Source organism: Camelimonas sp. FR25 (assembly GCF_059740505.1).
Genome location: NZ_JCAWFG010000091.1, coordinates 64,490 through 86,021 on the forward strand (window position 1 = coordinate 64,490; position 21,532 = coordinate 86,021).

Here is a 21,532-nt window from a genome sequence, read left to right on the forward strand (position 1 = left end):
TTCTTGTTGGTCATTATAAGGTCGCGCCCCTTTTGGCGGGGCGCGACCGGACACGCCGGCGGCCGTATTGGCGGCCGACGTGGCGTCACCCGAATTTATCCGGGCGCGGGCCGGCTCAGGCAACCGCTTTCGGCGGCGTCCAGCGCAGGACAGGCTGGCGCGCGGCGCGGGTCTCGTCGAGGCGACGCACCGGCGTATGCCAGGGCGCGCCGGTGAACCGCGTGATGTCGCCGCGTTTCACCGCCATGGCCAGATCGCGCATGGTGGCGATGAACAGATCCAGCGTCGCTTTCGATTCCGATTCGGTCGGCTCGATCAGAAACGCGCCATGCACCACCAGCGGGAAATACACCGTCATCGGGTGGAAGCCCTCGTCGATCAGCGCCTTGGCCACGTCGAGAGTGGTCACGCCGCTGTCCTTCAGCCAGGCGTCGTCGAACAGCGCCTCATGCATGCAAGGCCGGTCGCCGAACGGCGCCGACATCAGGTCGGCCAGCGCCACGCGCAGGTAATTGGCGTTGAGCACCGCGTCTTCCGAGGCCTGGCGCAAGCCCTCGCCGCCATGCGACAGCATGAACGACAACGCCCGCACATACATGCCCATCTGGCCATGGAAGGCGGTCATGCGACCAAAGGCCTGGGCCGCCTCACCGGCGCCTGCTGTCTCGACCAGCGTCAGCGCGCCATCGGCGGCCTTGCGCACGAAGGGCACTGGCGCAAACGGGGCAAGCCGCTCAGACAGAACCACTGGCCCTGCGCCAGGGCCGCCGCCGCCATGCGGCGTCGAGAAGGTCTTGTGCAGATTAATATGCATGGCGTCGATGCCGAGATCGCCAGGCCGCACCTTGCCGACGATGGCGTTGAAATTGGCGCCGTCGCAATAGAAATAGCCGCCCGCCGCATGCAGCGCCGCAGCGATCTCAACGATCTGCGGCTCAAACAGCCCGCAGGTGTTGGGATTGGTCAGCATGATGGCGGCGACCTCCGGCCCGAGCAGGCCGGTGACGTCGTCGACATGCACAGTGCCATCGGCGCGGGCCGGCACGGCGCGCACGGTGAAGCCGAGCAGCGCGGCGGTGGCCGGGTTGGTGCCATGCGCCGATTCCGGCGCCAGCACCACGGTGCGGCTGTCCGCCTCGCCCTTCGCCGCGATCGCCGCCTTGATCGCCATCAGGCCGAGCAATTCGCCATGGGCGCCAGCCTTGGGCGACAGCGCCACCGCCGGCATATTGGTCAGCGTCATCAGCCAGTGGGCCAGCTCCTGCATCACCCCCAGCGCCCCCTGCACGGTGGAGACAGGCTGGAGTGGATGCACGTCAGCGAAGCCTGCGAGGCGCGCCATTTTCTCATTGAGGCGCGGGTTGTGCTTCATGGTGCACGACCCGAGCGGAAACATGCCGGTGTCGATGCCGTAATTCTTCTGCGACAGGCGCACATAATGCCGCATGGTCTCCGGCTCGCTGAGCGCCGGCAGCGCTACCGGTTCCGTCGCCTCCATGCCGCCGAGGCGGAGGCTGAACGGGGCCGGCTCATCCAGATCGACGCCGCAGCGTTCATAGGAGCCGATTTCAAACAGCAGCGGCTCGAGTTGCTGCAACGCCTGCGCACCGGTGAAGGTGTCGCGCTTTGGCGCATCCACTGCGTCGATTGCGTCCACGGCCGCTGTGGCGCGTCCCTGACGGTTCAGCATGACAGCGCCTCCTGCAATGCGCGGGCAAATTCGTCGCGGTCGGCCGCGGTGTTGACCTCGGTGCTGGCCACCAGCAGCAGATCATCGCGCCCCGCATCGGGCGCAAGTCGTGCGAAAGGCACGCCGCCGAGCACGCCGCGCGCGGCGAGTTGCTCGACCACGGCGGCGGCGTTACGCCCGGCCAGTTCGACGGTGAATTCGTTGAAGAATCTGCGGTTCAGCACGCGGACGCCAGGGATGGCGGCCAGCTGGTCGGCCAGCGCCACGGCGTTGGCGTGATTAATCAGCGCCAGCTTGCGCAGTCCATGGCCGCCAAGCAGCGTCATGTGAATGGTGAAGGCCAGCGCGCACAGGCCGGAATTGGTGCAGATGTTTGAGGTGGCCTTGTCACGGCGGATATGCTGCTCACGCGCCGACATGGTCAGCACGAAGCCGCGCTTGCCGTCGGCGTCGACGGTTTCGCCGCACAGCCGCCCCGGCATCTGCCGCACATATTTGGCCCGCGTCGCGAACAGCCCGACATAGGGACCGCCAAAGTTAAGCGCGTTGCCGATGGATTGGCCCTCGGCCACGACGATATCGGCGCCCTGGGCGCCTGGCGATGTCAAAAGGCCGAATGACACTGCCTCCGTCACCACGGCGATCAGCAGCGCCCCAGCCGCATGCGCCGCCTCGGCGATCGGGCGCAGATCGCGGATATTGCCGAATACGTCAGGGCTCTGGACCACGACGCAGGAGGTATCGCCGTCGATCTGGCTAATGAGGTCTTCGTCCGCCGCCACATCGGCGGGCAGCGCCACATTGTCGCCGCCGGCGAGGCCCGCGACGGTGCGCGCCACCGCGGCGTAATGCGGATGCAGCCCGCCCGAGAGCACCGCCCGCCGCCGGCGGGTGATGCGATGGGCCATCAGCACCGCCTCGCCGCAGCTGGTCGAGCCGTCATACATCGAGGCGTTGGCCACCTCCATGCCGGTCAGCTGCGCCACCTGGGTCTGGAACTCGAACAGATATTGCAGCGTTCCCTGGGCGATTTCCGGCTGATAGGGCGTGTAGCTGGTCAGGAATTCCGAGCGCTGGATCAAATGGTCGACGCTGGCCGGCACATGGTGGCGATAGGCCCCGGCGCCGACGAAGAAGGGAACCGTGCCGGCGGCGACGTTCTGCGCCGCCAGCCGCCCGAGGGTCCGCTCCACCTCCAGCTCGGATTTACGGCGCGGCAAATCAGGCGCCTGCGGTTGCAGACATCCCTCCGGCACATCAACGAACAGATCATCGACAGAAGCGACGCCAATACGCGCCAGCATGTTCTCCCGATCCGCATGGGAAAGCGGCAGATATCGCATCATCAGTCCTTTCCGGCCCTGACACGGACCGCAATGGCGTCAACCACATGGCGACAGGCAAACAGCGCGGCTGGCGGCGGGGTGGGCCGGCAAGGCGCGGCCGCCGACGTCGCCTCCTCGCGGCTCCCGTCTCAGCCCAGGCCGGCGACGAAGGCGTCGTAGGCGGCGGCGTCCATCAGCTCGGCCAGTTCGGCGGGGTTGGCGATCTTCAGCTTCAGAAACCAGCCGCGACCGTTCGGGTCTTCATTGACCACCGCAGGTTCGCCCTCGATGTCGCCATTGACGGCCACGACCTCGCCACTGACCGGCGCATAGATCTCGCTCGCCGCCTTGACGCTCTCGACCACCGCCGCCTCATCGCCTTTGGCGAGGGCGCGACCTGGCGCTGGCAGCTCGACAAACACGATGTCGCCCAATTGTTGCTGGGCGTAATCGGTAATGCCCACGACGCCGACATCACCCTCCACCCGGATATACTCGTGATCCCTGGTATAACGCGTCTCGCTCATCGGTTTCTCTCCAATATTATTGACAGGGTCCGGCGTGAATGACGCTACGGACAAGGTCTCACGTGCTGATAAAACGTGTCGATAGGCGCACAAGGGCCGCAAATCGTCCGTAACGATGCTCCTCCGGGCCAGCGCGATGCGCCCGCGCCGGCGCGCAGGCGGCGACCCGCCAGGGTCAGCGGCGATAACGGTGCGGCGTGAACGGCATGGCGCTGACCGCCGCCGGGGTCATGCGCCCGCGCAAGGCGATCTGCACCGGCGTGCCCAGCCGGGCGAAGTCGGCGGCGACATAGCCCATGGCCACCGGCCCGCCGACGCTGGGGCCAAAGCCACCCGACGTAACCTCGCCGATCAGCTCGCCCGCCAGATCATAAATCTCTGCGCCCTCGCGCACCGGCGCCCGGCCCTCCGGCAACAGGCCGACGCGCTTGCGCATGACGCCGTCGCTGATCTCGCTGGTGATGCGGATGGCGCCGGGGAAACGCAGGTCTTCACGACGCCGTTTGGCGATCGCCCAGGTCAGGGCCGCCTCGACCGGCGAGGTCTCCTGATTGAGGTCATGGCCGTAGAGGCACAGCCCGGCTTCAAGCCGCAGGCTGTCGCGGGCGCCGAGGCCAATCGGCGCGACCTCCGGCTCCTGCAGCAGGCGATCCCACAGGGCGCCGGCCTGCTCATTGCTCACCGAAATCTCGAAACCATCCTCACCGGTGTAACCGGAGCGGCTGATGCGCACGGCGATGCCGGCGATGTCCAGCATGGCCGCGCCCATAAAGGGCAGCGAGACGGCGGCAGGCGCCAGCCGCGCCATCACCGTCGCCGCCTCCGGCCCCTGCAGGGCCAGCAGCGCCCGGTCCTCGACCTCAAGCCGCACGCCATCGGGCAAATGCGCGGCGATGTGGCGCCAGTCGGCGTCCTTGCAGGCGGCGTTGACCACCAGAAACAGTCGCCCGTCCAGCGCCGGATCGGCCGGACGCGACGCCATCAGGTCATCGAGGACGCCGCCCTGCTCGTTGAGCAACAAGGTGTAGCGCTGCTGGCCGGGCGCGAGGCCAGCGATGTCGCCAGGAACCAGCGCTTCAAAAGCATGCGCCGTTTCGGCATGGCTGGGGCCGACCAGCCAGCCCTGGCCCATGTGCGACACGTCGAACAGGCCGGCGCTGGCGCGGGTGTGCTGGTGCTCGGCGATGATGCCTGTGGGATATTGCACCGGCATGGCGTAGCCGGCGAAGGGCGTCATGCGCGCGCCGAGCGCCAGATGGCGCACATAAAGCGGCGTTTGCAGCGGCGCGGCAACGACAGAGGGATCGGCTGCGGGGGGAGTTATTGGCGGCTGGCTCATCTCGGGCTCCTCAAGCGACAACAGGGCGCGGCTTCGCCATTGCGAAACCATGCGCCCCCTCTGTCCTTGAACCTGAGAGATTTCCCCGCCGCGACGCGCCGTCAGGCGGAGCCATCGCGGCTGGCGTTCATCATCCCGCCGCAGCGCGCAGATGAACCCAGGGTTACGCCCGTCGGTGGGATGACATTGCCATCCGCTTTCCAGAGCGCCAGTTCCCACGCGGTCCTTTTGCCTGAGCGTTTCCGGGGCGGTTGCGCCTTCGGCGTCGGGCGGAGACGGGCGCGACAGGCGCCTGTCCCTTCCGATCTCTCCCGCGGGGATTATCGGCTGGCGTGACTGTGCGGTGGCGCTGGCGCCCTGTCAATGCGCCGGATGGGGGCGCAGGCGGTCTGGCCCCGCTGGCGCCAGGGCCGGGGTGAAACTGGCGCCTTGGGGGACTGCAAGCGCGAGGTGGGCTGCGGCGGGCGACGGTGTGCGCGCTGGCGCCCTGGAAGGCCGGCCCGACACAAAAATGCCGCCCACATCCATGGATGCGAGCGGCTCATTGTTGCGCAAGACGACGGGCTGAAACCTGCAGGCCTCACGGCCCTGGCCGTGGCGGCCTCAGCGATTGCGACTGCGCGATTTTTTCGCCGGGGCGCCGCCGAAGCCAACCTCGATCAACAGATCGTGGGTGTCCTCTGGCAGCGACATGCCGCTTTCGATCAGCGTGGCGATGCCATTGCCCTCGCCAGCCGGCACATTCACCGTCACCTGGCGGGTGATCCGCGACAGCACCTGGCCGCCCCGTTTGATCTGGATGGTGAGCGGCGAGGAGAAATTGCCCGGCCGGCCAGCGGGTCCAAGCACCGCGCGCACGTCTATGCCGACATTGACCACCGCGCCGCCGCTTGGGTTCGGCGCGCATTCCCGCGCCAGATTGGCGATGGTCAGCTGATAGCTGAGGCCAGCGCCCTCGCCGCGACGCACGAATGAACTGTTTTCCAGCACGTCGACGCGCGGGCAGACGATTTCCTCGCCACTATCATCGACATAGACGCCTTCACGCAGGCCTGATTCTGTCTGCTTGGCGAACGGATTAACGCCGAGCAGATCCCGCACCAGATCGGCGCGCGCCGGCGTCGCGCCAAGACCGATCGCCATGGCGACGCCAGCAACCAGCGACAGGGCCAAAGGCCGACGCAGCAACGCGCCAGCGGCGCCTGCCGTCGCGACAGATTGCACGCCTGCGCGCATGTTCAAGCCCCTGAACCCCATATGCGTTTCACCCCTCATTTCAGGGCCGCCAGACCCTTTTCCAGACCTTCGAGGCTGACCGGCACGCCGATGCCCTCTTCCGGGGTCTGGAACACAACGAATGTGGCGATCTTGCCCGCCTTGAGGCGATTGACAAGATTGTCGTCCATCACCACTTCGGCGACGCAGCCAGACGGCAGGCAGCGCACGAAGCCGGCGCGGCCGACATCGTTTTGGTCGATTTTCAGGCCAAGGCCAGCTGGCAACAGCACGCCGAGCGGCGCCAGCACGCGCAGCAGCCGGCCCTTGCCGTCGGCGGTGTTGAGGATGATCACCAGCAGCGAGACATTGGGGCGGTCGGCGGCGGCGACGTTCTGCACCAGCGCGCACTGATCATTGGCCGCGCCCGCTGGCTTCTCACACCGCAATTGCCAGTCATTGAACGTCTGCTTCACCGCCCCCTGGGCGCTGGCGCCTTGCACGCCCGCCAGGGACAGCCCGAGCAGGGCCGGCGCCGCGAACAGGCCAAACGCCGCCTTGCGCACGCGTGCGCCCCAGGACAAGCCGCCGCCTGTGCGACGCTCCCCTGCGGATCGGGCTTCATTCCGGACGACGGAGACATCGGTCATTCTCAACCTCTGAGGTACGCCGGTCACGGCGACGACCACCTGCTTTGCCGCGCAATTCCTCGCGATCAGGCGGGTTACGCCGTTTGGGCCATGTGGTTAACCGGCTGTCAAGAAAAAGGCGACGCGACGGGCCTTCCAGGAGGCTTCAGGTGACGCGCGTCCAGTCCGGAACTATTCTTGTGCACAAATGCCGCATCGTGGCGACGGGGCTCAAAGTTGCGTGCTCCGCCACATTGTGGTCTTTCACAGGCAACGTGGCAGGCTTGTGGCGCGCCCTTTAGCGCGGGCTGTTCTGCCCAGGGCCGCGTCACCAGAAGATTTGCCTAGCGAGTACGGGAGCTCCGATTCTCTGATGCTAATGAAAACGTTGCCCCTCAGGCTTGTGGCGGCAAGCGGCGTTCTGGCCGCCGCGACAGGCAATGTAATGGCTGGCACGGGTCAGCCCTCCCCGTGGCAGATGACGCTGCAGACCCCGGTCACGGCCATCGCCCACGCGATGCATGATTTCCACAATCTGCTGCTGTGGATCATCACCGCCATCACCATCCTGGTGCTGGTGCTGATCCTGTGGGCCGTGTGGCGCTTCTCGGAGAAGCGCAATCCGACCCCGTCGAAGACCACCCACAACACCATGATCGAGGTCATCTGGACCCTGGTTCCGGTGCTGATTCTCGTGGTCATCGCCGTGCCGTCGTTCCGCCTGCTCAAGGACCAGCTGACGCTGCCCAAGGCTGACATCGTCATCAAGGCGACCGGCCATCAGTGGTACTGGTCCTACGAATATCCGAAGGACCACGGCGGCTTCTCCTTCGACAGCAACCTCGCCCAGAACAAGGAGCCGCGCCTCCTTGCCGTGGACAATGAGGTGGTGCTGCCGGTCAACAAGACCGTCCGCGTCCAGGTCACGGCCTCTGACGTGATCCACGCCTTCGCCATGCCATCCTTCGGCCTGAAGATCGACGCCATCCCTGGCCGCCTGAACGAAACCTGGTTCAAGGCTGAGAAGGAAGGCATCTTCTATGGTCAGTGCTCGCTGATCTGCGGCCAGAACCACGCTTACATGCCGATCGCGATCCGCATCGTCAGCGAGGAGGCCTACGCCAAGTGGCTGGAAGAGGCGAAGAAGAAGTTCGCCGCGACCAGCGACGGCCAGCGCTACGCCGCCAACGACAACAGCCTGCCGGCGGCGAACGCCGCGGTCCGCTGATCCTTCACCTGCCGGGAAGCGCCTCCAGCGCTTCTTAGCGGCGCCGTTATTTACCTGCCGCGCAGGGCCCGCGTTCGCAACGCCGCCCTGCAGGTGAACAGAATCGGGAGCTGAGTTATGGCTTCATCCACCACAGCGGGCCACGACGCCCACGCAGACCATCCGACGGGTCTGCGGCGCTGGCTGTTTTCGACCAATCACAAAGACATCGGCACGATGTATCTGTTCTCGGCCCTGTTCGCAGGTCTGGTGGGCGGCTTCCTGTCGATCCTGATGCGCATGGAGCTGCAGGAGCCTGGCCTGCAGTTCTTCACCAATGGCCAGCTGTTCAACGTGGTCGTGACCGGTCACGGTCTGATCATGGTGTTCTTCGTTGTCATGCCCGCCCTGATCGGCGGCTTCGGCAACTGGTTCGTGCCGCTGATGATCGGCGCGCCCGACATGGCCTTCCCGCGCCTCAACAACATCTCGCTGTGGCTGACGGTCACCGCCCTGCTGCTGCTGGTAGTGTCGCTGTTCACCGGCGGCGCGCCTGGCTCCACCGGCTTCGGCGGCGGCTGGACGGCTTATCCGCCGCTGTCGACCACAGGTCACCCGGGCCCGTCGATGGATTTCGCGATTCTGGCCCTGCACGCCGCTGGCGCCTCGTCGATCCTCGGCGCGATCAACTTCATCACCACCATTCTGAACATGCGCGCGCCGGGCATGACCCTGCACAAGATGCCGCTGTTCGCCTGGGGCATGCTGGTCACCGCGTTCCTGCTGCTGATCTCGCTGCCGGTTCTGGCTGGCGCCATCACCATGCTGCTGACCGACCGTAACTTCGGCACGACGTTCTTCGATCCTGCCGGCGGCGGCGACCCGGTCCTGTACCAGCACCTGTTCTGGTTCTTCGGTCACCCCGAAGTGTACATCATGATCCTGCCGGCCTTCGGCATCATCAGCCACATCATCTCGACGTTCTCGCGCAAGCCGATCTTCGGTTACCTGGGCATGGCCTACGCCATGGTCGCGATCGGCGCCGTCGGCTTCATCGTGTGGGCCCACCACATGTACACCGTCGGTCTGTCGCTCGACACGCAGCGCTACTTCGTGTTCGCCACGATGGTCATCGCCGTGCCGACGGGCATCAAGATCTTCTCGTGGATCGCCACCATGTGGGGCGGCTCCATCCGCATGACCGCGCCGATGCTGTGGGCTGTGGGCTTCGTGTTCCTGTTCACGGTTGGCGGCGTCACCGGCGTCGTGCTGGCCAACGCCGGCATCGACCGTGAGCTGCACAACACCTATTACGTGATCGCCCACTTCCACTACGTGCTGTCGCTGGGCGCCGTGTTCGGCATCTTCGCCGGCTGGTACTACTGGTTCCCGAAGATGTTCGGCTATGTCGTGCCGGACTGGATCGGCAAGCTGCACTTCTGGACCGCCTTCATCGGCGCCAATGTGCTGTTCTTCCCGATGCACTTCCTCGGCCTCGCCGGCATGCCGCGCCACTATGTGGACTATCCGGACGCCTACGCTGGCTGGCACCGCGTCGCCTCTTACGGCTCGTACATCTTCGCCTTCAGCCTGCTGATCTTCTTCTATGGCGTGTATGTCGCATGGCGCCGTAAGGAGAAGGCCGCGAATGATCCGTGGGGCATGGGTTCGCCCACGCTGGAATGGACGCTGTCGTCGCCGCCTCCGTTCCACCAGTTCGAGAAGCTGCCGCGTATCACCGGCTCTTCCGACCACTGATCCGGGCTCACGCCCAGACAAGACCGCCGGCCCTCGTGGCCGGCGGTTTTCGTTTAGGGGTGTGGGGGGTGTGGGTTTCGGGCGGCTGGGCGACCTGGGAAATGCGTGCATTGGGGCGCGCAGGGGGAACTGGTCAGGCGCGTGGCGCGCCCGCATGAAGACGTGGATGGTCGGGTCAAGCCCGACCATGACGGTGAGAGGGGGGACCGTGGCGGCAAGTCGATTGTCGGACGGCCGCGTGACGCCGACAGGGAACGCACAGGGCCTCGCGCGTGTTGGCGAACCCGGAGCGTCGCGGGCCAATCATGGCGCCATGGGCGCAACTTCAGCTGTGGGGCGGACGGCGCCCCCAATGGCGCGCGCCGAGACGTGAAGGGCTGCGACATTGCAGGCCGGACAATGCGCCACAGCCCCTGCCCGGCCCGTGCTATTGAGTTTATGATGCAAGCGGCTAGAAGAACCTGCGGCAGTTCTGAATCGTTTCAGACTGTCACGGCTTGTGGCGCCATCCAGCATGCGCCCGGGTCGCCATGACGCAGGGCGCGCGGCGCCGGCGCCATGCCCCTTGCCCCAAAGTGGTCGCCGCATGGCGCCCGATGCAGACCAAGGACCCGGCCCACCGGGCCCCAGGTGAAAGACCAGGTCAGATGACGATGTACAGCGACCACCTGCCCGGATCTTCCGACAGCCGCCCCGGCGTCGAGGATGCCAGCGTCTACGCCGGCTCGGTGCGGGACTATCTTGAGCTGTTCAAGCCGCGCGTGATGTTCCTGGTGATCTTCACGGCGCTGGTCGGCATGGTCATCGCCAAGGGCCACATCCACCCGCTGATCGCCGCCGTGTCGCTCGGCCTGATCGCCGTGGGCGCCGGCGCCTCAGGCGCACTCAACATGTGGTGGGACGAGGACATTGACGCGCGCATGACGCGCACGGCGAAGCGTCCGATCCCGGCGGGCCAGGTGCAGGCCAGCGAGGCGCTGTCCCTTGGCCTTGCGCTGTCGGTCGCCTCGGTCGTGTTTCTCGGGCTGATCGCCAACTGGTTCGCGGCAGGGTTCCTCGCCTTCACCATCTTTTTCTACGCCGTGATCTATTCGATGTGGCTGAAGCGCTGGACCGCGCAGAACATCGTTATCGGCGGCGCCGCCGGGGCGTTTCCGCCCATGGTGGCCGAGGCCGCCGTCACCGGCTCGGTGAGCTGGGACAGCTTCATCCTGTTTCTGATCATCTTCATGTGGACGCCGCCGCATTTCTGGGCGCTGGCCCTGAGCAAGGCCAGTGAATATGAGAAGGCCGGCGTGCCGATGATGCCGAATGTCGCCGGCGCCGACAGCACCCGCACCCAGATCCTGGTCTACACGCTGCTGCTGGCCCCGATTGGCGTCGCGCCCTTCTTCATGGGCCTTGGCGGTTACATTTACGCCGCCATGTCGGTGATTGGCGGCCTGGCGATGATCGTACTGGCCGTGCAGGTGTATCGCCGCCGCCATGGCGAGGCCGCCGCAAAGGCAGAGCATGCCCTGTTCGGCTTCTCCATCCTGTATCTGTTCCTGCTGTTCGCGACGCTGCTCGCCGAACACGCCTTTGGCCTCGGCTTTGGCTTTGACGCCGGCCCGCGGCTCCTCGCGATGGTGATCTGAGATGAGCCGCCACAAACACAAGCCCGTCACGCCCTCAGGGACCAATGACAAGATGCAATATGTCGAGCTGACGCCGCAGCAGCGCCGTAACCGCAATATTCGCAATATCGCGCTTGGCGTTGCGCTCGCGGCCTTCGTCGGCATCATTTACGCCGTCACCGTCGCCAAGCTGGGCGTCAACATCCTGAAGCGTCCAATCTGAGCGGGGAGCAGCATGACCGTCGACGACAGCCAGCGCCAGCCGGAAGCCCGTGACGCCGCAAAGGATGCGGCCGTTGCGACGCCCGTTGCGGCGCGTCCGCGCAAATCCGGGGCCGGCATCGCCTTCGCCTGCGTGGCGGTGGTCGGGCTGATGGTCGGCGCGTCCTTCGCTGCCGTGCCGCTGTACCGGCTGTTTTGCCAGACGACTGGCTTTGGCGGCACGCCGCTGATCGGCGATCAGGCCTCGTCGACGGTGGTCGATCACGCAATCGACGTGCGCTTCGACGCCAATGTGGCGCCTGGCGTCACCTGGACGTTCAAGCCCGACCAGCCCAGCGTCAATGTGAAGCTGGGCGAGACCAAAACGGTTTTCTATACAATCACCAATTCGGGCGACAAACCCGCCACCGGCGTGGCCACCTTTAACGTGCAGCCGGATCTGGCGGGCCAGTTCTTCGTCAAGATCCAGTGTTTCTGCTTCGAGGAGCAGACGCTGCAGCCTGGCGAGACAATCCACGCCCCGGTGGTTTTTTATGTGGACCCCGACCTGCTAAAGCAGCCGGAAACGAAAGACCTGTCGAGCATCACCTTGTCGTACACGGTTTTTCGGTCAAAGAATGGCAGCCCTGTGGCTGCAGCCGCGCCCGGCGCGGACAAGAACAACCTGTGACGTTATAAGCGACTCACGCCCCGAGGCAGGAGACTGGATCAATGGCCGACGCGCACGCGAAGCCCGAGCACGACTATCACCTTCTGGAACCAAGCCCGTGGCCGCTTGTTGCTTCCATTTCAGTCTTCGTGGCGGCCGTTGGCCTCGTCATGACCATGAAGGCGATGGAATGGGGCGGCATGAAGGTCGGTCCGTACCTGCTTGGCGCTGGCATCATCGGCATTCTCTACGTCATGATCTCGTGGTGGGCTGACGTCATTCGCGAGGCCGAGCACGACGGCCACCACACCCGCGTGGTGCAGATCCATCACCGCTACGGCATGCTGCTGTTCATCGCCTCCGAAGTGATGTTCTTCGTGGCGTGGTTCTGGGCCTATTTCGACGCGGCGCTGTTCCCGGGCGAACTGATCCAGTACACCCGCACCGAGTTCACTGGCGCGCAGTGGCCGCCGAAGGGCATCGAGACGCTTGATCCGTGGCACCTGCCGCTGCTCAACACGCTGATCCTGCTGACCTCGGGCACCACTTTGACCTGGGCGCACCACGCCATGCTGGAAGACGACCGCACCGGCGTGAAGCAGGGTCTGTGGCTGACGATCGCGCTCGGCATCGTGTTCAGCCTTGTCCAGGCCTATGAATACTCCCATGTGCAGTTCAACCTGACGGGCAACATCTACGGCTCGACCTTCGTGATGGCCACAGGCTTCCACGGCTTCCACGTGCTGATCGGCACGATCTTCCTCGCCGTGGTGCTGCTGCGCGTCTATCGTAACCATTTCCGTCCAAACCATCACCTCGGCTTCGAATTCGCCGCCTGGTACTGGCACTTCGTTGACGTGGTCTGGCTGTTCCTGTTCGTCGCCATCTATGTGTGGGGCTCGAACATCCGCTACTTCCACTGAGCGTGGTCACGCCGGCGGCCCGGCCGACCGGTTGACGACCAGAGTTCTTGCAGGGCGGCCATCGGGTCGCCCTGTTTTTTTGTATGGGTGGCGGCGCCAACATGCGCGCCAGCTGCAACTGGCGGGCCGCCCGCCGACGCGCCGACAGCATCGCGCTGGCGGTCACGACACAGGATCAGCCATGTCCGATCACGCCTCGCAACAGCAGCAGCAGCCTGCCAGCCCCGCGCCCTCCGCGCAGGACTACTGGCCGCCGCTGTCGCCCGCCTCGACCGGGCTCGCCTGTCGCTGCCCGCGCTGCGGTGAGGGCAAACTGTTCGATGGCTTTCTGACCCTGAAGCCGCGCTGTGAGGCCTGCGGGCTGGATTACGCCTTCGCCGATTCCGCCGATGGCCCGGCCGTGTTCATCATGCTGATCTGTGGCTTCGCCATTGTCGGCTTTGCGCTGTGGCTGGAGCTGACCTTTGAGCCGACCCTGTGGCTGCATCTGGTCACCACGCTTCCCCTGGGCCTGCTCCTGTGCCTTGCGCCATTACGCCCGCTCAAGGGGCTGATGATCGCGCTGCAATACGCCCACAAGGCGGAGGAAGGCAGGCTGTCGTGACGCGCTCCACTTTCTCCACTTCTTCCCCCTCTCCTGCCCCCTCCCCTGCCCCCTCCCCTTCCGCGACGCCGGAGGCAGGATCAGCCGGCGACGCGCGCCGCCAAGGCGTCGCCGGCCTCGTGCTGCTGACCATTTGCAGCCTCATCGCCCTCGCCGTGCTGCTGTCGCTTGGCAAATGGCAGCTCGACCGCCTGCACTGGAAGGAGGCGCTGGTCGAACGCATCGCCGCCCGCGTCGACGGACCTGCGCAAGCCTTGCCGCCGCCCGCCTCCTGGCCAAGCTTCGACGCCGCAAGCGAGGAATATCGCCGCGTGGCGCTGTCGGGGCGCTATGATTTCGCCCGCCAGGTGCTGGTGCACGCCAACGCGCCGAAGGAGCATGGCGTGGTTCGCGCCGGCTATGTCGCCATTACGCCGATGACCCTTGCCGACGGCTCGATTGTGCTGGTCAATCGCGGCTTCGTGCCGATGGAGATGCGCGGCGCGCTGGCCGCCGTCGACGCCCGCACGCCGCCGGAGGCGTCGATCACCGGCCTGTTGCGCGCCAGCCAGAAGCACGACGCCTTTGTGCCGGCCAATGACCCGGCGAAGGACGAATGGTTCACCCGCGATATCGCGGAGATCGCCGCCGCGCGGGGATTGTCCCGGGTGGCGCCGTTCATTGTTGATGCCGACGCCGTCGGCAAGTACACGGAAGGTCCACGCGGCGGGCTGACCGTGGTCAGCTTCCCCAACCGGCATCTGGAATACGCCGTCACCTGGTTTGGCCTCGCCCTCACCCTGCTCGGCGTCTATGTCGCCTTTTTCTGGCGCTGGCTGGCCAGCCGGCGCAAGGCTGGCGCGCACGCCTGAGCGGCGCGGCGTCGCTGGCTGTCGCATAACGGGCTGGTCCCGCGCCAGAGGGCGCGCGGTCGGCGCCGCCGGGGTCAGCGTTGCTGGGGTCAGCTGGTCTGCGGACAGCCCCGGCCTGGCGCCACGTCTGAAAGTGTCTGTTCCATCGGAGGGAACATTGCTGCACGTATCGACCCGGGGCGAAGCGCCCGCCATCGGCTTCACCGAAGCGCTGCTCGCTGGCCTCGCCCGCGACGGCGGCCTGTATGTGCCGCAGTCCTGGCCGCAGCTCTCGCGCCCCGACATTGCCGCGCTGGCCGGCCAGAGCTACGCCCAGGCGGCGCGGCGCGTGCTGGGGACGCTGATTGACGGCGAGATTCCAGCCGATGCGCTCGGCGCCATGATCGACGGCGCCTACGCCAGCTTCCGCCACCCGGCGGTGTGCCCGCTGACCCAGATCGCCGACAATATCTTCGTGCTGGAGCTGTTCCACGGCCCGACGCTGGCGTTCAAGGACGTCGCCATGCAATTGCTCGGGCGGCTGATGGACCACGCGCTGCGCGCCCGCGGCCAGCGCGCCGTCATCGTCGGCGCCACCTCCGGCGACACCGGCTCCGCCGCCATCGAGGCGTTCAGCGGCCTCGACCAGGTCGATGTGTTCATTTTGTATCCGCATGGCCGCGTCTCCGAGGTGCAGCGCCGCCAGATGACCGGCGTCGACGCCCCCAATGTCCACGCCATCGCGGTGGAAGGCACCTTTGACGATTGCCAGGCGATCGTGAAGGGCCTGTTCAACGACCATCGCTTCCGCGACGAGATGGGCCTGTCGGGCGTCAATTCGATCAATTGGGCCCGCATCGCGGCGCAGACGGTGTATTATTTCACCTCCGCCGTGGCGCTGGGCGCGCCGCACCGCCCGGTGGCGTTTTCGGTGCCGACGGGCAATTTCGGCGACATTCTGGCCGGCGATATCGCCCGGCGCATGGGCCTGCCGATCGCCAATCTGGCCATCGCCACCAACGCCAATGACATCCTCACCCGCACCCTGCATAGCGGGCGCTATGAGAAGCGCGGCGTCAGCGCCACCTCGTCGCCGTCGATGGACATTGAGATTTCGTCGAATTTCGAGCGGCTGCTGTTCGAATCCTGCGGTCGCGACGCCGCCCATATTCGTGGCCTGATGGCCTCGCTGGGCCAGGCAGGGGCGTTCGATATCGAGCCGGTGGCCCTGTCGGCCATTCGCGCCGGCTTCAGCGCCCACACCGCCAATGAGGACGCCACCCGCGCCGAGATCGCCCGTGTGTATCGCGAGTGCGGCTACATCATCGACCCGCACACGGCGGTGGCGGTCAGCGGCGCCCGCGCCGAAATCGCCCAGGATCCGGCGACGCCGGTGATCGCCCTGGCAACCGCCCATCCGGCGAAATTCCCTGATGCGGTCGAAGCGGCCACGGGCGTGCGCCCGGCGCTGCCGCCGCACCTGGCCGACCTGCTGGAGCGCAAGGAGCGCTTCACGGTGATGGACAATGACCAGGGACAGATCGCCGCCTTCATCCGCAGCCACGCCCGCAAGGGCTGATCCGCCTCAGCAACACCCTCTGGCCTGATCGACGGGCCGGCGCGTGACAGCGCCGGCCCGTTTTGCATGCGGCCACGGCCTGCCGGCGGCGCAAATGCAGCAGCAGCGGCAGCAGCGGCAGGAGCGGCTGGAGGCCGGGCGCACGCCAGATGGCGCCAGTCGCCTGGCGCGAGCGATTGACCGCGTCGGCAATGTGCGGCGTAGTGACACGACGTCCGAAGCATTGGCGACCGCCAGTTGCGGCGGACTGCGCCTGCCTGGCGCCCGTGGACGGGATGCTGGCGGTTGTCTGGCGGGCCTTGACGCCCGGTCAGGGGAGTGAGGGTGGTGTCGCTGTTCCGTTTCATGCCGCGGCCGGCCGAGCCAGCGCCCATTGAGGGCGCGCAGGTGTATCTGCGGCCGATGCGCATGGAGGATTTTGAGGAATGGGCCGCCCTGCGCCTCGCCAGCGAGGCTTTTCTGGCACCATGGGAGCCCCTGCGCAGCGGCGATGAATATGATCGCCACAACTGGCGACGCCGGGTGATGGCCAACCGCAATGACGCTCGCAGTGACGCGGCCTATGGCTATCTGATTTTCGAACGCGACCGCCACCGCATGGTCGGCGGCCTGACGCTGGGGCTGGTGCGGCGGGGCGTCGCCCAGAGCGCCGCCCTTGGCTACTGGATGGGCGCGGCCTGGGCCGGCCGTGGTTTGATGACTGACGCCGTCGGCGCCGTCTGCCGCCACGCTTTCAGCGAATTGCGCCTGCACCGCGTGGAGGCCGCCTGCCTGCCGCGCAACGCCGCTTCCCGCCGGGTGCTGGAGCGCAATGGCTTCCAGCTCGAGGGGCTGGCGCGGCAATTTCTGTGCATCGCCGGCAATTGGGAGGACCACGTCACCTACGCCCGGCTGGCCAGCGACGCTGGCGACGTTTGAGGTGGGAGCGCGGTGGGCGCACGATCGACAACCGCGCGGCATGGCCGGCGGATAGAGCGGGAACGACCACCGCCTGGCGCCGGACGCACAAGGCCCCCGGTCAGGTCGATGCCGAGGCCGCGCGGCGACCGGACGCAGTGACCGCTGGCGTCGGGGCGTCGCCAGGCAGCAGCAGGAATCGGCAGCTATGGGCAGCCGTGGCTGGGTGTTTTCCTGCCTGCAATTGTCGCCGGCAACATAATCGCGCCACGTTCGGGGCGTGGAAAGGCGGGAGGGCAATGGGCGGCGTTTCGTTGCGCGACGCCAGCGGAGGCCAGAGCGCGTCGATGGCTTCCGGCGCATGGATTCACCAATCCGCTCCAATACCCCCGACAGGCGGTTGCCCTGCCGCCGTGTCGCCGTTACCACTTCGCCACCAGCAGCCCGTCGCGCCCCCATGGCCGGCGCCCTTAGCAGAGTTCGATTTGCCAGCGACGCCAGCAATTCTCTCCCGCATCGGCGCCCTTGTTCTGGGGCTGATTCTCCTGTGTCTGACCAGCCCCGGGGCATGGGCGGTCGAGGCCGTGCGGGTGACGCCGGAGCGTCCGGCGCTGGATCTGACGCGGATCATCGAGCGTTATCGCTCCCAGGGCGACGTCATCCAGATTTCGACCGCGCCAGGGCCTGACGGCATCGTCCGCCGCATCGCCGTGAAGGCCCGCGAGTCCGGCTCGCGGCCGGACTGGATCGTGTTCGCGCTAACCAATCCGGGCGATGAGCAGATCGACCGCCTGCTGGTCGCCCCGCATTACAAGCTGGCTGGCTCGGGCGTGGTCTGGCCCGACCTTGGCAGCGCCCGCATCGCCGCCATCACCGCCAGCCAGGGCATGAAGCCGGAGCGCGAGGAAAGCCCGGACGCCGACGTGTTCTCGATCACGCTCGACCCCGGCAGCACCGTGACCTTCATCGCCGAGCTGACCTCGGACAAGCTGCCCCAGGTCCTGCTGATGGACCCGGAGACCTATAAGGCCAAGACCAATGGCCTCACCCTGTACAAGGGCATCATCCTCGGCATTTGCGGCCTGCTGGCGCTGTTCCTGACCATCGTCTTCGTGGTGAAGGGCGCGGTGATCTTCCCCGCCGCCGCGGCCCTGGCGTGGGCGGTGCTGGCCTGGGCCTGTATTGATTTCGGTTTCATACAGCGGCTGTTCCCCTTCACCGTCGGCGCCGACGCCATCTATCGGGCGGGCGCGGAGACGGTGCTGGCGGCGACGCTTCTGGTGTTCCTGTTCGCTTATCTCAATCTCAACCGCTGGCACGTGCGCTACAGCCATGTCACCGCCATCTGGCTGGTGTTCCTCGGCGCGCTGGTTGGCCTCGCGGTGATTGACCCTCCGGTGGCCTCGGGCGTGGCGCGGATTTCCATCGCCGCCATCGCCGCCATCGGCTTCGTGCTGGTGCTCAACCTCGCCATGCACGGCTATGACCGCGCCGTCATGTTGATCCCTACCTGGACGCTGCTGCTGGCCTGGGTGGGCGCCGCCGGCATGACCGTCACCGGCTATATCAACAAGGATTTGGCCCCGGCGGTGCTGATCGGCGGCCTCGTGCTGGTGGTGATGCTGATTGGCTTCACCGTGTTGCAGCACGCCTTCGCCGGCGGGGCCATCGCCCAGGGCCTGGTCAGCGACACCGAACGCCGGGCGCTGGCGCTCGCAGGCTCCGGCGACGTGGTGTTCGACTGGGACGTGCAGACCGACCGCATCAGCGTCAGCCCGGAGCTGGAGCAGCAGCTCGGCCTGAAGCGCGATGCGCTCAACGGCGGCGCCGCCGACTGGTTGGCGCTGATGCATCCGCTCGATCGTGACCATTATCGCGTGACGCTCGATTCCATTCTTGAGCAGCGCCGTGGCCGCATCAATCTGGATTTCCGCCTGCGCTCGGCGCGTGGCCACTATGTCTGGCAGCGGCTGAAGGCCCGCCCGGTGGTCGGCAGCGACGGCGAGGTCATCCGCATCGTCGGCACGCTCGCCGACATCTCCGAGGCCAAGAACGCCGAAGAGCGGCTGTTGCAGGATTCGATCCACGACCGGCTCACCGGCCTGCCCAATCGCCAGCTGCTGGTTGATCGCCTGAACCAAGCCATCCTGCTCGCCCGCCGCGATGAGGCGGTGCGCCCGACCGTGGTGGTCATCGACATCGACCGCTTCCGCACCATCAATGAGGAGGCTGGCCCTGCCGCTGGCGACGCCGTGCTGCAGATGGTGGCCCGCCGCCTCGCCCGGCTGCTCAAGCCGCAGGATACGCTGGCCCGACTGGGCGGCGACGAATTCGCCGTGGTGCTGTTCTCGGAGCCGGAGCTCACCGCCATCCGCGCCTTCACCGAGCAGGTGCGCGCCGTGCTCGGCACCCCTGCCCCGCTGGGCGAGCTGGAGGCCTATCTCACCGGCTCCATCGGCATTGCGCTTTACGACCCCTCGGTGCGCTCCGGCGCCGATGAGATGCTGGCCAATGCCGAAATCGCCGCCGCCTGGGCCAAGCGCCAGGGCGGCGACCAGGTCGAAGCCTTCCGGCCGATGATGCGCAATGAGCGCAGCGAGCCGCTGGCGCTGGGCGCTGATCTGCGCGGCGCGCTGGAGCGCGGCGAGATCAAGCTGTTCTTCCATCCCATCGTCCGCCTCGAAGATCGCACCGTCTCGGGCTTTGAGACCATCCTGCGCTGGGATCACCCGCGCCAGGGCCGCCTCGCCTATGAGGATTTCCGCGAGATCGCCTCGGCTAACGGGCTGTTGGGCGACCTGTTCCTCTTCGCCGTGGAGCGCGGGGCGCGCGAGCTGGCGGCGTGGCAGGACGCGCTGGACGTCGACCCGCCGATGTTCGCGACCGTGGCGCTGACCGGCGTGCATGTGCTGCGCGCCGACCTGCTCACCCAGCTCCGCGCCATCATCGAGCGCTCGGGCGTCAAGCCTGGCACGCTGCAGATCGAGGTGACCGAGCGGCATTTGCAGGAAGATCCGGAGTTCATGCTGCGGACCTTGCCGCGCCTGCGCGCCGCCGGCGTCGGCCTGTGCCTGTCGCGCTTCGGCTCCAGCCAGTCGCCGCTCACCAGCCTGCAGCACGCCGATATCGATCTGGTGAAGGTTGATTCGTCGCTGGTGCGCGCCCGCAGCATGCCCGCCCGCCTCGCCATCCTGCGCTCTATCGCGGCGCTGGCCCATGATCTTGGCGCCGACATCTGCGCCGAGGGCGCCGAGGACGAATCGGATTCGGTCGAGCTCGCGCAATTGGGCTTTGACTTCGCCCAGGGCAGCGTCTTCGGCGACCCCATGAGCGCCTACGACGCCCGCCGCCTCGTCGGCTCCACCCAGGAAGCCGCCTGATCGGTCGTTGGGTGGAGCGCCGCCCGCAGCAGGGCCGTGCCGCCCTCCCCCAACCGTCATGCCAATGACCTTCACCCCACTGTCATGCCCGTGCTCGTCACGGGCATCCACGCGTTTTCTGGCGGGGACGCATATGCTCGACGTGAAACCGCTTTCGCGAGCGCTGGGGCAACGTCACGCGCCAGGACGTGGATGCCCGTGACGAGCACGGGCATGACGGCGGAGGGGCGGTGAAGGTGGAGGGCCTTGCCTGAGGTGGGGATCGCGCTGCGCAGGCGCTGCGCTTTGCCCCTCTCTCAAGCCCTTCGCCAGCCGTGTTCCGCGACCCTTGGGGGGCGTCAGGCGTGGCCGGCGTCGCCGGAGAGGCGGGCGGGGTCGACGCCGATGAGCTGCAGGGCGCGCTCATAGGTGTGCTCGCCGCCGCCGAAGATCAGCGACGGGTCGGCCGGGCAGTTGAGCCAGCCATTGGCCTGGATCTCGTCCTCAAGCTGGCCGGCGGCCCAGCCGGCGTAGCCAAGCGCCACGAGGGCGTTGCCAGGGCCGTCGCCGCGGGCGATGGCGCGCAGAATATCCACCGTCGCCGTTAGCGAGATGTCGTCGTCGATCGGCAGCGTGGAATTGTCGATGGCGTAGTCGGAGGTGTGCAGCACGAAGCCCCGCCCGGCGTCGACGGGGCCGCCGCGCACCACCTTCACCCGATCAGACGCCGACGGCAGGCGGATGCTGGCGTCGTCAATGATGTCGAGCTGCAGCAGCAGATCGGCGAGGCTGAGATCGCGCGCCGGCTTGTTGATGATGATGCCCATGGCCCCTTCCTCCGAGTGGGCGCACAGATAGATCACCGAGCGGGCGAACCGTTCATCCTCCATCGACGGCATGGCGACAAGCATCTGGCCATCGAGCCAGACATCAGACGCAGCGGAGGATGAGATGAATGATTTAGCCATGCTGTCATTGTAGAGGGCCCGCGGGCTTTCGCCTACTGGGGAATGAAGGCCAGGCGCCGCATGTTTGGTCGCCCGTACAGCTTTGGCCTGGCCACCGCCCCCTCACCTCCTCGCCCCTCGCAATCGCTCATCCCGCCAGGGCGGCGGGTGACATTGCGCCGGGGCCAGCCTATGCATAGGCGCATAACGCGCAAC

General features: G+C 66.8%; 18 protein-coding genes and 1 riboswitch. Of the genes, 11 read left to right on the top strand and 7 right to left on the bottom strand.

Features of this window, described 5'->3' with window-relative positions; translation table 11 throughout:
* Nucleotides 1–115: 115 nt before the first annotated feature.
* From gcvPB to AC6A67_RS13075, 6 genes are all read right to left on the bottom strand, one after another.
* Nucleotides 116–1,690: an aminomethyl-transferring glycine dehydrogenase subunit GcvPB gene (gene gcvPB, locus AC6A67_RS13050; protein ID WP_498036983.1), complete on the bottom strand. Its 1,575-nt coding sequence runs from the start codon at nt 1,688–1,690 to the stop codon at nt 116–118.
* Entirely contained in the window at nt 1,684–3,033 is a 1,350-nt protein-coding gene (gcvPA, locus tag AC6A67_RS13055) for an aminomethyl-transferring glycine dehydrogenase subunit GcvPA (RefSeq protein ID WP_498037077.1), read from the bottom strand. The genes gcvPB and gcvPA overlap by 7 nt, the downstream gene beginning before the upstream one ends.
* A 131-nt stretch (nt 3,034–3,164) precedes the next feature.
* A complete protein-coding gene (gene gcvH, locus AC6A67_RS13060) occupies nt 3,165–3,542 on the bottom strand; it encodes a glycine cleavage system protein GcvH (protein WP_498036984.1) in 378 nt (125 codons plus the stop codon).
* 175 nt (nt 3,543–3,717) lie between these two features.
* Nucleotides 3,718–4,881, bottom strand: coding sequence for a glycine cleavage system aminomethyltransferase GcvT (gene gcvT, locus AC6A67_RS13065; protein WP_498036985.1), 1,164 nt, complete (start codon nt 4,879–4,881; stop codon nt 3,718–3,720).
* Nucleotides 4,882–5,091: 210 nt separating this feature from the next.
* Nucleotides 5,092–5,205: riboswitch (glycine riboswitch) on the bottom strand.
* Nucleotides 5,206–5,484: 279 nt separating this feature from the next.
* Nucleotides 5,485–6,123 carry a hypothetical protein gene (locus AC6A67_RS13070; RefSeq protein ID WP_498036986.1) on the bottom strand — a complete coding sequence of 213 codons (639 nt, stop codon included), beginning with the start codon at nt 6,121–6,123 and terminating at the stop codon, nt 5,485–5,487.
* A gap of 29 nt (nt 6,124–6,152) precedes the next feature.
* Nucleotides 6,153–6,746: an invasion associated locus B family protein gene (locus AC6A67_RS13075; RefSeq protein ID WP_498036987.1), complete on the bottom strand. Its 594-nt coding sequence runs from the start codon at nt 6,744–6,746 to the stop codon at nt 6,153–6,155.
* Nucleotides 6,747–7,170: 424 nt separating this feature from the next.
* Here AC6A67_RS13075 and coxB point away from each other — a divergent pair, with 424 nt between their 5' ends.
* The 11 genes from coxB to AC6A67_RS13130 all read left to right on the top strand — a co-directional run bounded on the left by coxB (nt 7,171) and on the right by AC6A67_RS13130 (nt 20,390).
* Nucleotides 7,171–7,953 (top strand): cytochrome c oxidase subunit II, encoded by a 783-nt coding sequence (gene coxB, locus AC6A67_RS13080; RefSeq protein WP_498036988.1) that lies wholly within the window; start codon nt 7,171–7,173, stop codon nt 7,951–7,953.
* A gap of 117 nt (nt 7,954–8,070) precedes the next feature.
* Nucleotides 8,071–9,690, top strand: a complete 1,620-nt coding sequence (gene ctaD, locus AC6A67_RS13085) for a cytochrome c oxidase subunit I (protein WP_498036989.1) — start codon at nt 8,071–8,073, stop codon at nt 9,688–9,690.
* Nucleotides 9,691–10,337: 647 nt separating this feature from the next.
* On the top strand, nt 10,338–11,327 hold the full coding sequence (locus tag AC6A67_RS13090) for a heme o synthase (RefSeq protein WP_498036990.1): 990 nt from the start codon (nt 10,338–10,340) through the stop codon (nt 11,325–11,327).
* Nucleotide 11,328: 1 nt separating this feature from the next.
* Entirely contained in the window at nt 11,329–11,529 is a 201-nt protein-coding gene (locus AC6A67_RS13095) for a cytochrome c oxidase system small membrane protein (protein ID WP_498036991.1), read from the top strand.
* A 12-nt stretch (nt 11,530–11,541) separates the two neighbouring features.
* Nucleotides 11,542–12,198, top strand: a complete 657-nt coding sequence (locus tag AC6A67_RS13100) for a cytochrome c oxidase assembly protein (protein WP_498036992.1) — start codon at nt 11,542–11,544, stop codon at nt 12,196–12,198.
* A gap of 41 nt (nt 12,199–12,239) precedes the next feature.
* Nucleotides 12,240–13,100, top strand: coding sequence for a cytochrome c oxidase subunit 3 (locus tag AC6A67_RS13105; protein WP_498036993.1), 861 nt, complete (start codon nt 12,240–12,242; stop codon nt 13,098–13,100).
* A 181-nt stretch (nt 13,101–13,281) separates the two neighbouring features.
* A complete protein-coding gene (locus AC6A67_RS13110) occupies nt 13,282–13,704 on the top strand; it encodes a DUF983 domain-containing protein (RefSeq protein WP_498036994.1) in 423 nt (140 codons plus the stop codon).
* Nucleotides 13,701–14,555 (top strand): SURF1 family protein, encoded by an 855-nt coding sequence (locus AC6A67_RS13115; RefSeq protein WP_498036995.1) that lies wholly within the window; start codon nt 13,701–13,703, stop codon nt 14,553–14,555. Before AC6A67_RS13110 ends, AC6A67_RS13115 begins: the two co-directional genes overlap by 4 nt.
* A 157-nt stretch (nt 14,556–14,712) precedes the next feature.
* Nucleotides 14,713–16,113, top strand: coding sequence for a threonine synthase (thrC, locus tag AC6A67_RS13120; protein ID WP_498036996.1), 1,401 nt, complete (start codon nt 14,713–14,715; stop codon nt 16,111–16,113).
* Nucleotides 16,114–16,458: 345 nt separating this feature from the next.
* A complete protein-coding gene (locus tag AC6A67_RS13125) occupies nt 16,459–17,031 on the top strand; it encodes a GNAT family N-acetyltransferase (protein ID WP_498037078.1) in 573 nt (190 codons plus the stop codon).
* Nucleotides 17,032–17,495: 464 nt separating this feature from the next.
* Nucleotides 17,496–20,390, top strand: a complete 2,895-nt coding sequence (locus AC6A67_RS13130) for an EAL domain-containing protein (RefSeq protein WP_498036997.1) — start codon at nt 17,496–17,498, stop codon at nt 20,388–20,390.
* A 338-nt stretch (nt 20,391–20,728) separates the two neighbouring features.
* Here AC6A67_RS13130 and AC6A67_RS13135 read toward each other — a convergent pair whose 3' ends face one another.
* Nucleotides 20,729–21,337, bottom strand: a complete 609-nt coding sequence (locus AC6A67_RS13135) for a YqgE/AlgH family protein (RefSeq protein ID WP_498036998.1) — start codon at nt 21,335–21,337, stop codon at nt 20,729–20,731.
* Nucleotides 21,338–21,532: the final 195 nt, after the last annotated feature.